The organism is Candidatus Bathyarchaeia archaeon (assembly GCA_038883335.1).
GTDB lineage: Archaea > Thermoproteota > Bathyarchaeia > Hecatellales > Hecatellaceae > JAVZMI01.
In genome coordinates this window covers 19,486-32,770 of sequence record JAVZMI010000010.1, presented here as the reverse complement: position 1 = coordinate 32,770, position 13,285 = coordinate 19,486, and the positions used below count along the sequence as shown (strand labels likewise).

At 50.0% G+C, this 13,285-nt stretch carries 20 protein-coding genes and 1 CRISPR repeat array; of the genes, 4 read left to right on the top strand and 16 right to left on the bottom strand.

The genetic code is table 11. From position 1 onward, the window contains the following. The 3 genes from spt4 to QXJ75_05700 are packed head-to-tail and all read left to right on the top strand — an operon-like array spanning position 1 to position 931. On the top strand, positions 1-189 hold the full coding sequence (spt4, locus tag QXJ75_05710) for a transcription elongation factor subunit Spt4 (protein MEM3737561.1): 189 nt from the start codon (positions 1-3) through the stop codon (positions 187-189). Continuing rightward, on the top strand, positions 189-716 hold the full coding sequence (locus tag QXJ75_05705) for a DUF359 domain-containing protein (GenBank protein ID MEM3737560.1): 528 nt from the start codon (positions 189-191) through the stop codon (positions 714-716). The genes spt4 and QXJ75_05705 overlap by 1 nt, the downstream gene beginning before the upstream one ends. After that, positions 716-931, top strand: coding sequence for a 30S ribosomal protein S27ae (locus QXJ75_05700; protein ID MEM3737559.1), 216 nt, complete (start codon positions 716-718; stop codon positions 929-931). The genes QXJ75_05705 and QXJ75_05700 overlap by 1 nt, the downstream gene beginning before the upstream one ends. Before the next feature lie 2 nt (positions 932-933). On the opposite strand, the gene rps24e is transcribed toward QXJ75_05700, so the two are convergent. The 6 genes from rps24e to QXJ75_05670 all read right to left on the bottom strand — a co-directional run bounded on the left by rps24e (position 934) and on the right by QXJ75_05670 (position 8,004). Continuing rightward, positions 934-1,335, bottom strand: coding sequence for a 30S ribosomal protein S24e (gene rps24e, locus QXJ75_05695; GenBank protein ID MEM3737558.1), 402 nt, complete (start codon positions 1,333-1,335; stop codon positions 934-936). Positions 1,336-1,337: 2 nt separating this feature from the next. Beyond that, a complete protein-coding gene (locus tag QXJ75_05690) occupies positions 1,338-1,706 on the bottom strand; it encodes a 30S ribosomal protein S6e (GenBank protein ID MEM3737557.1) in 369 nt (122 codons plus the stop codon). A gap of 528 nt (positions 1,707-2,234) precedes the next feature. After that, positions 2,235-2,507: direct repeats of the CRISPR family, unit length 38 nt; unit sequence CTTTCAATTCCCTTTGTTGGGATTTTCGCTATGCATCC. 300 nt (positions 2,508-2,807) lie between these two features. Beyond that, positions 2,808-4,145 carry a hypothetical protein gene (locus tag QXJ75_05685; GenBank protein ID MEM3737556.1) on the bottom strand — a complete coding sequence of 446 codons (1,338 nt, stop codon included), beginning with the start codon at positions 4,143-4,145 and terminating at the stop codon, positions 2,808-2,810. Position 4,146: 1 nt separating this feature from the next. Continuing rightward, on the bottom strand, positions 4,147-4,410 hold the full coding sequence (locus tag QXJ75_05680) for a hypothetical protein (protein MEM3737555.1): 264 nt from the start codon (positions 4,408-4,410) through the stop codon (positions 4,147-4,149). A gap of 28 nt (positions 4,411-4,438) precedes the next feature. Continuing rightward, positions 4,439-6,304: a hypothetical protein gene (locus QXJ75_05675; GenBank protein ID MEM3737554.1), complete on the bottom strand. Its 1,866-nt coding sequence runs from the start codon at positions 6,302-6,304 to the stop codon at positions 4,439-4,441. Between the two features lie 11 nt (positions 6,305-6,315). Further along, entirely contained in the window at positions 6,316-8,004 is a 1,689-nt protein-coding gene (locus tag QXJ75_05670) for a hypothetical protein (protein MEM3737553.1), read from the bottom strand. Between the two features lie 46 nt (positions 8,005-8,050). On the opposite strand from QXJ75_05670, the gene QXJ75_05665 reads away from it, so the two are divergent. Continuing rightward, positions 8,051-8,332, top strand: a complete 282-nt coding sequence (locus QXJ75_05665; protein MEM3737552.1) for a hypothetical protein — start codon at positions 8,051-8,053, stop codon at positions 8,330-8,332. Positions 8,333-8,427: 95 nt separating this feature from the next. Here QXJ75_05665 and QXJ75_05660 read toward each other — a convergent pair whose 3' ends face one another. The 10 genes from QXJ75_05660 to QXJ75_05615 all read right to left on the bottom strand — a co-directional run bounded on the left by QXJ75_05660 (position 8,428) and on the right by QXJ75_05615 (position 13,142). Then, a complete protein-coding gene (locus QXJ75_05660) occupies positions 8,428-8,775 on the bottom strand; it encodes an HK97 gp10 family phage protein (GenBank protein MEM3737551.1) in 348 nt (115 codons plus the stop codon). After that, positions 8,768-8,938, bottom strand: coding sequence for a hypothetical protein (locus tag QXJ75_05655; GenBank protein MEM3737550.1), 171 nt, complete (start codon positions 8,936-8,938; stop codon positions 8,768-8,770). The genes QXJ75_05660 and QXJ75_05655 overlap by 8 nt, the downstream gene beginning before the upstream one ends. A 26-nt stretch (positions 8,939-8,964) precedes the next feature. Continuing rightward, entirely contained in the window at positions 8,965-9,249 is a 285-nt protein-coding gene (locus QXJ75_05650; protein MEM3737549.1) for a hypothetical protein, read from the bottom strand. A gap of 12 nt (positions 9,250-9,261) precedes the next feature. After that, positions 9,262-10,179, bottom strand: coding sequence for a phage tail tube protein (locus QXJ75_05645; protein ID MEM3737548.1), 918 nt, complete (start codon positions 10,177-10,179; stop codon positions 9,262-9,264). 118 nt (positions 10,180-10,297) lie between these two features. Next, positions 10,298-10,711, bottom strand: a complete 414-nt coding sequence (locus QXJ75_05640) for a hypothetical protein (protein ID MEM3737547.1) — start codon at positions 10,709-10,711, stop codon at positions 10,298-10,300. Then, positions 10,692-11,054, bottom strand: coding sequence for a hypothetical protein (locus tag QXJ75_05635; GenBank protein ID MEM3737546.1), 363 nt, complete (start codon positions 11,052-11,054; stop codon positions 10,692-10,694). Before QXJ75_05635 ends, QXJ75_05640 begins: the two co-directional genes overlap by 20 nt. Before the next feature lie 22 nt (positions 11,055-11,076). Beyond that, the gene (locus QXJ75_05630) at positions 11,077-11,379 is read right to left on the bottom strand and encodes a hypothetical protein (protein MEM3737545.1); all 303 of its coding nucleotides are present in this window, start codon (positions 11,377-11,379) and stop codon (positions 11,077-11,079) included. A gap of 6 nt (positions 11,380-11,385) precedes the next feature. Then, complete coding sequence (locus QXJ75_05625) at positions 11,386-11,667, bottom strand: hypothetical protein (GenBank protein ID MEM3737544.1); 282 nt, start codon at positions 11,665-11,667, stop codon at positions 11,386-11,388. Between the two features lie 67 nt (positions 11,668-11,734). Continuing rightward, positions 11,735-12,724 (bottom strand): phage major capsid protein, encoded by a 990-nt coding sequence (locus tag QXJ75_05620; GenBank protein ID MEM3737543.1) that lies wholly within the window; start codon positions 12,722-12,724, stop codon positions 11,735-11,737. Positions 12,725-12,734: 10 nt separating this feature from the next. After that, positions 12,735-13,142, bottom strand: coding sequence for a DUF2190 family protein (locus tag QXJ75_05615; protein MEM3737542.1), 408 nt, complete (start codon positions 13,140-13,142; stop codon positions 12,735-12,737). Positions 13,143-13,285 lie beyond the last annotated feature (143 nt).

The following is a 13,285-nucleotide window of genomic DNA, read 5'->3' as shown; positions in this document are numbered from 1 at the left end:
CTGTTGAAGGAGAAGGCTTGCAGGAACTGTCGTCTCCTAGTGTATGGTAGCGTCTGCCCGAATTGTAAGAATACGTTCCTGACCGAGGATTACTCCGGTCTTCTGATTATTATAGATCCTGAGAATTCAGAGATAGCTAAGAAAGCTGGGATAACTAAAGCTGGCAGGTATGCGTTAAAGGTGAGGTGATGGGGCTCCTTACAAGGAGACTGCCCGAGAAGATGCGGGAAGAATTGAGGAAGCCTTTTGATGAGTTGATACGCGGAGAGATGTTGGAGGCTGTCAAAGTTGTTCTTAGCAGGTTGGAGGCGGGGGGTGGGAGCCCAATGGTCATAGCTGTAGGCGATCAGTCTTCTAAGGCTCTCTTGGCGGCTGGGGGTAGGGCTCATGTCTATATCTTTGATGGGCAGTCTTGTAGAAAGAGGACCGCGCAGCCTAAACCTCCAGTGGAGGAGATAGCCAAGGTTACTAATCCGAGAGGGATTTTGACAGGTGAGGCAAGGGAGGCGGTTCGTAAAGCTGTTAGATGCTCGTTTGATACAGGTATATTTGTTGTTGGTGAAGAGGATCTTTTAGCTTTGCCAGCTATTCTCTATGCGCCCATTGGCTCTTTAGTTCTTTACGGTCAACCTGGGGAAGGGTTAGTGGTTGTCAAAGTAGATAAAAGGAAGAAGGAGCTAGTGAGAAATATAATTGCGAGGATGGAGGTTGTCTGATGGCTGAGGAAGGTAAGAAGGAGAAAAGTAGCGGTAAGAAAAGGGGGTTATGGCAAATCTACGAGTATGATTATAAGAGTGGGAAGATAGTTTTGAAAGGGAAGAAGTGTCCCCGTTGCGATAAGTTAATGGCTAGGCACCAAGCCCCGCCGCGATGGTCCTGCGGAGGTTGCGGTTACACAGAATACATAAGGAAACAGCTGAATGAAGGTTGAGCCTATCTAGTTGGAGGTTTGGTCTTCTCCTCCTTGACCTTAGATGTCTCTCTCTTCTCCGCTGTCTCCTTTGGTTGGCTGTTCTCTCCTGTCTCTTTTGGTTTGCCTTTACGTGTCTCTCGCTCTATTAGATAATGTGGCGTCAGAAGTTTGGCTTTGTTTTGGGAGAGGTAGATATAAACTAAGCCCTTTGTCGCCCACGAGTCTCTCTTAGTTTCCATCTTTGCGATGTGAATTGTACTTTGGTCTGTGTTTATAATCGCGGCGAGTTTTTCTTTCACCTCTTTCCGCGTGGGTGTAGGGGCGTTAGGGTGGTAGATCTCGAAGTTTAGTTCTCTCCGTTCCAGTAGAGGGTTGAAGTTATCCTTTGTGATACTATATTCGTAGGTTGGGGTACTGGTCATTTTCATCCCCTAGCTTGAGGTTGTGCTTCTTCTTCAACTAGTTTAAGGTTTATTGTGGTTATGTCCTCGGTTATGGTATTGCCTCTGATGGTTTTACGTCTTCTTAAGCCTGGTTCAGAGGGGTGGAAGCCTGCGCCACTACTTAGCAGGATTTTTGTCTTCACTCCGCCTTGGATGTCTTTACGCATCGGGAAGCCATCTTTGTCCGTGCCTCCGGTGATTAGTAGCTTTTTGCCGCCGAGGTTAGCGATGGAGCCGTCGATGACTTCTCCGATTCGTCTGCCGAGGAGTGGTATTGCTCTAGGGCCTTCAAGTTCTACGGTCTGGGTTTTACCGGATTTGTCTGAGATTATCAGCTTGAATTTAGCCATGTGGCGTTCTCCTACTTTTCAATTTGTGGGTATGGTATAAGGTTTGGTAATGTGCTAATAAGGTTTCTTTCCTGTGGCAATGGTGAAAACGGTTTGCCTATTTTACCTTTAGTTTCGTCTCTGCGCCTGTGTATTACCTGTTTATCGTCACTAGTAATAATAGAAAGAGATAAGCTCATTCCAGTCCTCTCTGTTAAGGAGTTTCTCCGCGTTCTTCTCTAAGTGCTTTAAGCCGTAATCCGCCAATAATAAATATCTTCTGCAACAATCATCATCGCCCTATACATTTGCTTGTCAAAATCGAAATTTCGTAGAAGAGCATTGTAAAATGCATCGGATTATAATCCGACGTACATTTACTTTTTTTTGAGGATTTTAGGTTCTAGCTTAAAAAAACAGATCTTCATATGCCGTTAGAGTTAAAAATCTAACCATTATTATCGCTTTATCTCAACTTCAAAACCTTCCCTAGCTAAACTCGCTAGAACTGGCATCTCTTCATTCTTCCTCCTCTGTTTCTTTCACAGTCTTTCAATTCCCTTTGTTGGGATTTTCGCTATGCATCCGAAACGCACATATTCGCCCGCGCGAGAAGGAACACCAATGCTTTCAATTCCCTTTGTTGGGATTTTCGCTATGCATCGTCGTGGAAAATGGTTGATTCAACTTTGGATTTGTCGGAGGCTTTCAATTCCCTTTGTTGGGATTTTCGCTATGCATCCCAAAAAGGGCTGCCTCAGAGCCTTTTAGACGAAATGATCTCCTTTCAATTCCCTTTGTTGGGATTTTCGCTATGCATCCCGACCTCAGACGCGGTTTATCCAGCAAAGATAACCCCAAGATGAGGGCAGCCGCGAAAGAGACACCGATTACCCTATAACCGCAAACCAACATATAAAGATAATCGAAAAACCAAAAAACCACAAACCTCGGGTTGATTCAATATACTCCAGATGCTGGTAGAAGATTCGGTTGATCACGCTCTTAAGTAGGTTTGTGCTAAGGCGACATTGCTCTTAACGTAACAACCTGCAACCTATCTCCCAAAAACCTCCCCCCCATAACCTCACTCCCAAGCCCACACCTAAGCGGCTAACAAGATCAAGAAATCTGAACCTCAGTCAATTCAAAGGCTAAGCTGGCGAGGGTGGGCGCTCCAGCATGGCGGGTTACTGTCAATTCACCTATAAACATCACGTTATGGACACCATAAGGATCACTGACCACCAAAGTAGTTGAACTAGCAGCGGAGACATATCTGTAATCACCAGAAGCAAGAGTGTAAATTGCCGCTGGAGACGAACCATCAACAAAGTTAGCATATCTATTAAAGGCGAAGTACTCCAGTTTCTCTGAGGCGAAGTCCGTCGAGAGAACAGTTGGAGCGCCAGTTGTGATCTCCCACATCTTCGGCCCTTTAACGACATCAGATGGCGAGTACTTAACATTTGCCAGTTTAGCCTTCCAACGAAGTCTCTCGGCGCCATTGTCTGTGAGGAAGTTTGTAGTGGAGCCATCCTCAACGCTGAGGACCACAGCGAAGCTACTCCTGGTAAACTTAACCCAGTTAACATTCCCTTCGACGAGGCTGAGACCGACATTCGTAGGCTTATTCAAAGGATTCACAGCAACAATCCTGCAGCCAGTCTGGCTCCTGTACAGCGTTAGGAGTGGAAAGGTTAGAGACTCCATATTGATGGGATCCGTGGTCACCGTCCACGTTTGCATGACCCCACTTATCTCCGCGCTGAGACGATCAGCGAGACCGGTGCCGGGTATAAACCGCCACCGGTAGGTGTAGCTAGTGCTCTGTGCGAACTCGATTAATACATGAAACTTTCCATCCTCGAGGCTGACTGCCCAACGCCAGTAGTTGGCATCAGACTCCCAACTCAGCCGCATAAACCCACGATGTGAAAACCGCCTCTTGCCAGACGCCTCATAGAATCTGTCCTTCCAAGTTGAGCCATCAGCACTGAACTGCACACTTTTCACGGCTGGGTTAGGTGTGGTTGACCAATCGCTGTTCAGCAGATCAAGGTAGCCGTAGAGGACCCAGCTGGGCGAGGCAGGCGTGCCTTCATTTCTGTAGAAGCGAATAACCGCTTTCGTGGCCTTGTCTACCGCTACCATCAACTCCGCATTCATCAAACGGTATTCAGTTGAAGTCTCATCAGCTGTAACCTTTAGCCCCTTCCAGTCTGCTGTATCATAGAACTCATCCATCTCCACCTCGCGGCCAAGCAGATTGCGGAAGCATTGAATTTCGCTGTATAAATCCGCCTGAGTGACTGTGCACGCGATCCTCCATGAGAGACCCTCACACCCTAAATCCTCCTTATACCCTATTGAGCGACCTGGAATTGGTTTGACGACGCTTATCCGCCGTGTAATCTCTTCAAAAACTTCAGGGTCGAATACGCGGTCTCCAAGTCTCATTTTACCCCACCTTTAAGGCTGCAACCTCGCTCTCCAACCTCTTCACCCGAACATCCAAACTCGCCACTTCTTCCTTCAACTTTGAAATCTCAGAGGCGTAGGGATCGGCCTCTATTGTCATAAGAATACGCATCACTCTAGGGTTCGCCAATATTACGGCTCCTACATCATCCGGCACTTCAATCTCGCCGCGAGGCGGAAATTGATACTCAACACCCTTCACAGTGACTACATATGACCGATCTAAAGGATTGCGGAGCCGCAAATTACCTTTCACCTCTTCAAATCCCGACTCACTTAAGCCACCTCTCCAGCTCACCGATGCGGAGCAACTCGTCGAAAAGCTCACGACACTGCTGGCTACACTCTAATTCGAAACTCTCACCCTCCAGAGGCGAATACCTACATCGTTTTAGCTGTATCCGATACTTACCGTTAATCCCCATATGAGCGTCAACGATCTTTACAGTGTCACCGGGGCTAACGTTAAAATGAGTCTTAGTCTTCACCGTAATAGTCTCCTGTGGATCTTTGTGAAGGTTGAGGAGGGTTTGTCCAGCGCTTATCGCTTCATCCGTCGAGCTAATGTCTTTGTTTATGTACACCATCTCCGGGTCACCAGGCACGTAGCCGTCCGCCGTCAGAGTCTGCATGATTCTCTCAGCCCCAGCGCCAGCCCCTATCACGATTATCTTCTTGACTTGGCGTAGATTGCTTCTTGGAGCCCTCTGTATCTCCTCAGCGTTAACACCCGACTGGTAGATTATGGTGTCAGACCTGTCTGTCCCACGCTGTTTCAGGAAGTAATACTTGCCTTCGGGTGATACGTAGAACTCGGCCCCTACTATATCCGCAAGGCGTCGAATGGCTTCGATCCTGTACTCGTAATCAACTGTCAGCGAGATGCAGTTACTATAGTATTCCACTGTCCAGTTAAGGAGCTCCGGCGTGACGGTGTTGATTGTCCTTGTGAAGTTAGCTCTAACTTTGATTGTTGGGTATGTGGTTTTATTTATCCCGCTTATGTCTTTAGGCAACTGATCAGTAGTTATCCCACCGTAACCGCTGATAACGTTATTATTGTTATCCAAAATGTCAAATGTCAAATTCGTACCACTCGGCCTAACGTAACCAGCGTCAAACTTCAACCAACCCTGCAGACTTGAAGGAGAAATACCAACCGACCGTATGTTACCGCTCATAGCCGTTTTGTAAGTCTCAAACACATGATCATCATAAACACTCATATTCCAAGTTGAGCCATCAGTCGAGTAGCCTGCTGAGCCTCCACCATAAGCACCGTAAGAGCTATGTAAAAGCCAACATAGATCGTAAGGCAGCGAGCTATTCCTATCAACAACCAGAGCATATTTAGTTCCCCCACTCAACGTAGGCGGAGACGCAAAAGTAAAAGTAAGCCAATGATAACCACTTGAACTCGGTGCAGTAACAGTCGCAGAAGCCAAGTCTGAGCCTGTAGGTTTACCTGAGGTGTCTGTAGCCTTCACTCTCATCGTGATCGAATATGCCCCATTGTTACCGTAACTGTAGACCTGGATCCGCGCCTTGAAGAGTTTCGAATTATAGCTAGGTGTAAACGTCTGCGTAAGATAATAGCTCCTCATGCTCCTCCAAGTATCATAAGTGTAATAGTACTGGTCTACCTCTGCACTTGCCGCCGTATCATCGAATATTACTTTCGCATCCGAGCCTGAGCCGCTCACCACCAGCCTCGTCAAAGTGTCACCGCCGAAGTCACTGTCCGAAGTTTGAAGCCAACGGTGGAAGACATTGAAGGGATTTGTGATGTAACCCTCGGTGAGACCTGTACCGGCGAAGAGGGTCTGAACTATTGTCTTGACATCGGTCTCACTCCAGCTCTGCGAGCCTGTCAGAAGCTTGAATAAGGCGTCGGAGAGGTCTCGACCGCTAGGGCCATGCCTCTCACCCATAAGGCCGAAACTGGCGTCGAGGACATTTACCTTCCCCGCAAAGACCAACGTCCCATCACGGTAGATCTGAAAAGTGTCACCCAAGGAGATGGGTTCGATCTCGGCCAATTCTACCCTAGCTGTATCCGCCGAGCTGATCCTCTCCTCCACCTCTAGATAGGTAAAGACTCTCTCCACTCCGCCGAGCTTCACCTGGTAGTTTGCCATCTTTATACCACCTAGGCTGAGATGCCTCTTTGCAGCTCAAGAGCTCTGAGTATCCCTTGTTCCACCGCTCTGCGGAGGCGGTTGAGATCAGTTTCATCGTTAACTGTGACACGCTCTATGTGGATAGTGTTTTCTATCCGTATGGTTCTTGGGGGTGATGGCATAGGTGTGATTTGGACGTGCTCCGGTCCCTTCTCGCCGGCTAGGAATAGGGTTGGACGTGTGACTGTGCCCTCGAAGCCGTACTGGGCAGGTATCGACGCCAAGAACGCACCGTAAGCGGCGGCTGACTCCGTCATACCAGCTGCCTCTGCCTGCGCCATACTCGCCCTTATCTGCGCCACAAGCTCACTCTTAGGTGTCTGAGAGTAGTAGCCAGGCTTTATCTCATGGAAGCCTCTACCTAGAAGTTCCTCACGCATTTTGGCTTCGCCTTTACCGATGGTGTCGTTAATCTGATTTATGGCTGAAATGGACTGGGACGCCTGTGCTTCCATCTCCTCCATCGCCATAGTGAATTCACGCCGCATCTCAGAGACTCGATCGGTGAGAACTCTCCGGGCCTCATCCCAACCTATACTCCACCGTTCCGCAAATGCTTCAATAAGCTGGTTGGCCTCAGCTATCGCGCTAGCGGTACCTGACGCCAGTAGATTCTGGAGACTCGTCGCTGAGTGCTCCAAGTCGAAGCGGAACTGGTCTGACGCCATTGTAAACTCACGGAATACAAACTCCTCCAAAGACTCAAGGTGCCTTGCAGCCTCCCCAGCAGCCTTATCTAGGCTTTCTGTAGCCTCTGCCGCTAGGTTGGCGTTTTGGGCATAGTCGGCCAAGGTTGGAGTGGCCGCAGCTGTCCCTCCAACCAGCCTATCTAAGCCAAGAGCAACACCAACAGCCTCTATGCGGAAATCTTCCAGAGCCCTTCTAGCCTCGGCTGCTGCGGGGATGAAGGGTGCCAAAGCGTCCATCAACCACTTAACCGGCATGAGCAACCATTGTATGGCTTGGTTGGCGGCGTCTATTACGGACTTCCAGTTCTTGAACCCATCTGTGACGGCATATAAGGCAACTACGATGGCGCCTATGGCGAGTGCGACCCAACCCCAAGGGCTTGAGACGAAGGCTGAGCTTAACAGCTTTGTAACAGTCACCGCGCCGCCAGCTGCTATCTTATAGTTCTCCCACGCTCTCACTATGTTGAAAACCTGCTGAGCGAAGCCGGGTATCTGGAATACCAAGCCTGCTACGGTAGCCTGGTAATACATGGTTGCTTCATTAACTCGTTGCTGTGCATCTTGGAGCCGTGTCAAAGCCTGGGTGTATTGTGCTGTGTGGGCTAGACCCGCTGCCTCAAGGCGGTTGACATCAGCTTGAGCGTCCGCCAAATCACGTTGGGTCCTCTCAAGGCGGAAGGCGGCAGTGTTGTATTGAGTAAGCATCTGGGTGGTTTGTCGGCCTAGGGTGGCAAAATTGTCCATCAGAGCCGCGCCTTTCATGAGGCATTCATGGTTTCGAAGCCAACTCTGCTCTAAAGTCCTCTGGGCTTGTTGTTGTGCTTGAAGTTCAGCTCTGAACTCTTTGAACTGTGCTTGAACCTCTGCGGTGACGTTCTTGCCTTTGGCCATAACCTCGTAGACGGCGTTAATCTGGGCTGAAGCCTCATCTCTAGCTTTGATGGTGAACTCTATTGAGCTACTCATAGCGAAAACCCTTTAACTTCCAGAGTTTACGAATTTAAGGGAAGAGTTGAAGACAATCAATTTCATCGGCGCCGTAGCAGGGGTAGCTCTTTTGCTTATAGGTGGATACTTTACTGTCCTCATAGCAAGCGGCCCTGCGACTCTCGGGATGTGGTTTCTCGTAATTCTTATGGGTGTCATGTTCTTCGGAGCTGGCTTAGCCTTACTGTTGCCCAGCCTCGGCCTGACAATTTTTTGTAAGACAACTCCTGCACGGTTACAAGCGCTCTCAGACAAAAAAGAGGTTGTGGAGAAGTCGAGAGAAGAAGAGGCTAAGATGACTGTGTAAGAGTTACATGACTTATGCCTGAGCCTGCCGCAGTACCTTCGCGCTCCTACTTATTCTCGGAAGTTCTATCGTGAGCCCCCCTGAATAAGGCTTGACTATGTGGCTGCCAACGCTTGAAGCGCCTTCACAAGGTTCTCCCTCTCCAAGGCTATCGCCGATCGGAGGTAGGGTCTGGCTGGCATACGCGAGGTTCCATACTCCACATAGCCAGCATACTCAACCTCTGAGCCGACAGTAACCTCCAAATCACCCTCGCCAAGGATCCTGATTGAATCCATGAGGTGCCCGGTGCGAACTGGCGCCAGAGCCTTGGCGTTACCTACGACCCTCTCAGCGGATTGATGGAGTAATGCTTGGAGCTCCTTGCGGAGCCTCGTAGCCTTAATCTCAAGGCGCTGGAGAGCCTCCTCTAACCCCCTCACCCCTATAGTAAACTCACTCAACGCGCCGTGTAGCCTCCGCCAACTGTCGTTTATCCTCCTCGATGAGTAACATCAATACCTCTGCGTCGTGCGCCAGGAGATTCAGGGTTTCCTCAGGGTTCCAACCGTATTCACGCCCGAAGAGGTGGACTAGGATTAGCTTGGCGTCTTCTGGATAGCTCATGGTCAGACGCCCGGTTCGGTAGAGTTTCAGAAGGCGTTTGGCTTCGGTAAAGGGACCCCATTGAAAGCTGTGACCTCCGCGAAGAGGCGTTCGCCTATGTTAGCGTCAAGTGCTGAGGCTGCTTCTGGTGTAAGTTTAGGTTCCTTGACGCCGTAGACCAGCGTATAGATCATCAGCTCTCTGGTACGTATTCGCGTTCGACCTTGGGCATCTGTCTCCGCGGCCTTATCGTAGATCTCACCCTTCTCGCCGAGTGTGAATCTTTTGATCGTGAAACGTTGACCCTCGATCTCGACTGTCTTCTCACGCATCGCCCTGCACCTTTAACTAATGACGCTTACACTCATCCCGGTGAACCTTGCCTTCAACCTCAGCGCAACAAGGTCAACTTCGCGGAAGACTTGATCTACGTTAAGCCATTTTCCACCAGTCAAGTCTACCCGGCGCCCACCTGAACCTGAGGGCAGGTCGAACCTCAGCGTAAAGCTTGTATCGCTCAGAAAATCATTAAGCTCCGAAGTGCTGTCGAAGTCAAGTGTTACCTCGGCGGTTATATCCCTTGATTGCTCCTCTAAGCGGCGGTACAATGTCTTCGTCGTGGTGTCAGAGCCCAAGAACTTCAGCTCACGGCTCAGGGTGAAGCTGAATGAATTGACGCGCCCAGTGATGCTCGTAGGCGTGGAGCCATATGCTACGTCTACATCCGCGAAAGTGATGGGGTCAGTTGTTGGCGGTGACTGGCGGGTGGCGGTGCCGCTGACGTAATCACTGTTGTCATAGCTGTAGGCTTGACCTAGAATTGCTACTCGACCTTTAATCTCTTCGCCTAAAGTGCCGGAGATCTCGTATTCCCGAATCTTGCACCCCGCGATCTTGCCGAACTCATCCGTAGCTAAGTCCAGTTTGAAGCCTAGACTGAAAGAGTCTACCCTATTGGCTAGGCTGAGGCCACTTCCGATTATGTACGTGTAGAAGTCGGTCCACTCCCAAGGTGGTGTTACCGTCTTCTTCAGTAGTGTATGCTCCAGGTTGCATTCGGCATGTTTTTTTGTGAGGATGAACGCGCTGGGTTGCTGGTGTCCGATGCCAATCTTGTCGCGTCGAGTTTGGATGCTTCTGGGCGTTAGAGAGGTAACTAGAGAGATATTCTTCCACTCTCCACTGGTTGGCGTCGCCCCATAGGTTGACTCTGCTATATACATCGCCTCAGCCACCTCGAAACCAGCTCTAGTGTTGCTCATCTTATCTCTTCACCTCCAATTGATTGTCACATAAACTGTGACCTTGATTTTTGCTGAGTTAGCCGTTGGGATTACATGTGGTGCTTGGGGATACTCCGATATGCTGGGGCAGATAACTTCAAGCCTTAAAGTAGAGGAGTACGAGTTGGATCTGGCTGCGGAAGATCTTAGGCGCTCTATCCAACTCATCCATGTCACGCCAGCTTGAGATACGGATAAAGGTTAGGCCCACGCCCGGTGTCCTCCGTCTAAGGTGTACTATCCTGTCGACCTCCTCTTTCATCTTCCAACGCTTCTCGCCATCTCCCTGCGCCCACACATCCACAGCATATGTGCCCTCGTAGCGGCGCTTGGTAGCCCCGAGGCCAACATAGCAGATAGGCGTTGAGATGTGACTAACCACAACTTGAGGGCACATCTCTCTAGGGTTATACCATTCGTCGCTAAAGATTGGCGTGAAGCCTACACCGGTGACATCCCAATTGTAACTCAGTAGTGACTTTATGGTAGTCTTAGGGTCCTCGAGATTCAACTGCGCTACCTCCTACATGTCGCTGGCTGTTTAGCACAGTTGGTGTGAAGTAGTTTTTGACTCTCCTAGGAATGTCAGGTATGTCGTCCAAGAATACTCCCACCCCAAACCAGTAGACAGTGGTCCAAGGGGCGTAGAGCATCAACAAAGCCCCCCACTGCCAATGATGAGTGAAGTCCAGCAAACGTTGAACCAGCCACCTCTGCCAATTTTTGAGACACTTGAACCACTCTGAGTTTTGGACATCTTGGTCGAATCGTTTCCCGAATGCCCTGGCGAACGTGAAACCGAAAGCTAGCCAAACGGTGTCTTCAAAAGTTGCGGGTATGGGAACTGTCAACAATATATTTCACACACCTAGCACTTCAGGTCTTCTCAAACCGGGCAGCTCCGCCATATAACTCGAAGATCTCCCACACTTCCCGCTCCCATGCTTGAAGTTCCTCTTGGCGCTGCTTCCATTCTGGTATACGCCGGACTGTGTCTATTGCCGCCAAAAGTGTTGAGAGGCGTTTGATTAACACGGGGTGAGGCGCAGAGAACACGCCTAGGAGTTTTTCTATCTTCGCATCAGCCGCCTCGATGAAGACAGCTATGTCGAGGTCGCTGACGCTTGTCGAGGTCACTCCTGTCAGTGCTCTGACTGTTGCGATGTCTGTGTATCCCACTAAGTCTCACCTCCAAGGCTTAAGCCTCACCTCTAAGGGTCGAGCATCTTCATCTTTCACTGTACCATCCCAGAAGCGGATACGCCAGTCTCTTTGATTCCTATCCTTAGCGTTTCTGACGGCATTCATGGCTCTGGAGCCATAGGTGAGGCTATCAACAACCGGTTGATAGGCGGACATCAGGCTGCCGTCTTTTTTCGTGATTTGGCATTCACAGATGTATACACCGTCAAACCGCTGGTAATAGCGGGTTCTACATTTGGGGCATCGCCCAGTTTTAATTGGCATCTTCCAAGCCTCGACCCAGAAAAACAGTTGGGTTTCGCTTAGGGTGACCCTAAGCTCTTCAGGAGGCTTAACAGTTTGTAACCTTACCTATAGCGTTTGGCTGCATCGTCGCATACTTCCACCTAGCTGTCAAGACGGCGCCTGCAAGGTCTTTTATGGGGTCATCATAGTTCTCTACAGTTATGTCGCGGCGGATGAAGAGAGCCCCAGCATGTTCTGCGTCAACTATTAAGGCTGTCCCACTGGGGATCTTGGTGGTAACCCTCACGTTGAGACCTAGAATAGTTTCTATGCGTCCCGTGGGAGCCACGGCTACAGTTCCGCCGAAGACGTGGGTGTCCCTTATCTTATCGTCTTTCAGTAGGTCTGCATATTGATCTGGATGAACCACGAGATAGCCCTTACCAGTCTGGATATAGTCCTGGAGAAAGTTGTCCGCTTGAATCATTCCGAGAACCCCTACAAGGTCATCATAGGCGAGAGTGCCTGTAGTTCCAGCTGGGGTACTATTGCCTGCATCGGCAATCATCTGGCTTATAATCTTCTCAGTCTCAACCTCCGCCATTGCCCGCCCAGCCTCAGCCAACTGAAACTCGATAACATCCCACGCCGCATCCTCAACCATCTCTTTACTGATCGGAACTGCTACGCCTGACTTCTCTGGTGTCAATGTCACCGATGTGAAGGCTCCAATGTTGATAGGTACATCTGCACCCTCTGCAACAGGGTATTTCGCGGTTATGGGGGTTGAGTGCTTTGGGATATTAAGTGAGGGGTCGTCCTTAGCGAATATCTGGACTAGCTCCCTCCCTATTAGGCGGGGTTTCGCTGCCTCCCATACTATATCAAGCACCTTCGCAGTAGCCTGGCTCTGGTCGCTTACTAGAACCTCCTTCAATCGCCTATCTCTGAGGGCCGTGCTCAACCTCTCACGGAGAACCCTCTGCGCGTCTTGAATGACCATCCCCGAAATGAGCGGAGTTCGTAGCCTCTCCTCTAGGCGTCGAACTGCAAGGTCTTCCTTCCAAATTTTCACACCTGCAATCGCTTCTCTCATATCCATCACCCTAGAGAGCTAGCTGCACAAGGATCACATCCCCATCTGCTGAGGCTGCTTCAAGCGCTTTACCTAGCTTCTTGTTATAGTATACGGTGTAAGTTGCCGTGCCGCCCTCATCGACTGCTTGGTCGCTTAGAGACTTGACTTTGCCGTTTCCAGCAGGCTGAACGGCTGCGCCCCTTGCGATGGCTGCCGAGGCTGTCAGGTATACTGCGCCAGAGATGAGCACAGGAACTGGGTCTCCATCGGCGCTAGCAGCCTTCAAAGCTACACCTATAGGGTCTGCGCCGTCTGTAGCGGAGATGACTTTGCCGTTTGCTGTACCGATCTTGACTGGGCTGCCCCTATTTATGGCTCCGCCTGCCTTGAGATCCAACACTATGCCTAACGTGTACACGTCTCCTGCATTGGCCATGGTTATTTGCTCCTTTGGTTTGCTCTCCCACACTATGGCAGGGGAGTATCCCCCTCAGCCGCCAAAAGCTCCTACATTGAGCCCCCGAGAAGGGCTCTCATCATTGCAGATGACCATGAATAACAAACAAAGCAGTAAACATG

What these genes read in the sequence shown, in the direction of transcription:
- QXJ75_05675 (MEM3737554.1), bottom strand. Translation starts at nt 6,304, where the DNA reads ATGGCAAACTACCAGGTGAAGCTCGGCGGAGTGGAGAGAGTCTTTACC.
- QXJ75_05655 (MEM3737550.1), bottom strand. Translation starts at nt 8,938, where the DNA reads ATGAGCTATCCAGAAGACGCCAAGCTAATCCTAGTCCACCTCTTCGGG.
- rps24e (MEM3737558.1), bottom strand. Translation starts at nt 1,335, where the DNA reads ATGACCAGTACCCCAACCTACGAATATAGTATCACAAAGGATAACTTC.
- QXJ75_05645 (MEM3737548.1), bottom strand. Translation starts at nt 10,179, where the DNA reads ATGAGCAACACTAGAGCTGGTTTCGAGGTGGCTGAGGCGATGTATATA.
- QXJ75_05670 (MEM3737553.1), bottom strand. Translation starts at nt 8,004, where the DNA reads ATGAGTAGCTCAATAGAGTTCACCATCAAAGCTAGAGATGAGGCTTCA.
- QXJ75_05700 (MEM3737559.1), top strand. Translation starts at nt 716, where the DNA reads ATGGCTGAGGAAGGTAAGAAGGAGAAAAGTAGCGGTAAGAAAAGGGGG.
- QXJ75_05650 (MEM3737549.1), bottom strand. Translation starts at nt 9,249, where the DNA reads ATGCGTGAGAAGACAGTCGAGATCGAGGGTCAACGTTTCACGATCAAA.
- QXJ75_05620 (MEM3737543.1), bottom strand. Translation starts at nt 12,724, where the DNA reads ATGAGAGAAGCGATTGCAGGTGTGAAAATTTGGAAGGAAGACCTTGCA.
- QXJ75_05690 (MEM3737557.1), bottom strand. Translation starts at nt 1,706, where the DNA reads ATGGCTAAATTCAAGCTGATAATCTCAGACAAATCCGGTAAAACCCAG.
- QXJ75_05705 (MEM3737560.1), top strand. Translation starts at nt 189, where the DNA reads ATGGGGCTCCTTACAAGGAGACTGCCCGAGAAGATGCGGGAAGAATTG.
- QXJ75_05685 (MEM3737556.1), bottom strand. Translation starts at nt 4,145, where the DNA reads ATGAGACTTGGAGACCGCGTATTCGACCCTGAAGTTTTTGAAGAGATT.
- QXJ75_05615 (MEM3737542.1), bottom strand. Translation starts at nt 13,142, where the DNA reads ATGGCCAATGCAGGAGACGTGTACACGTTAGGCATAGTGTTGGATCTC.
- QXJ75_05625 (MEM3737544.1), bottom strand. Translation starts at nt 11,667, where the DNA reads ATGCCAATTAAAACTGGGCGATGCCCCAAATGTAGAACCCGCTATTAC.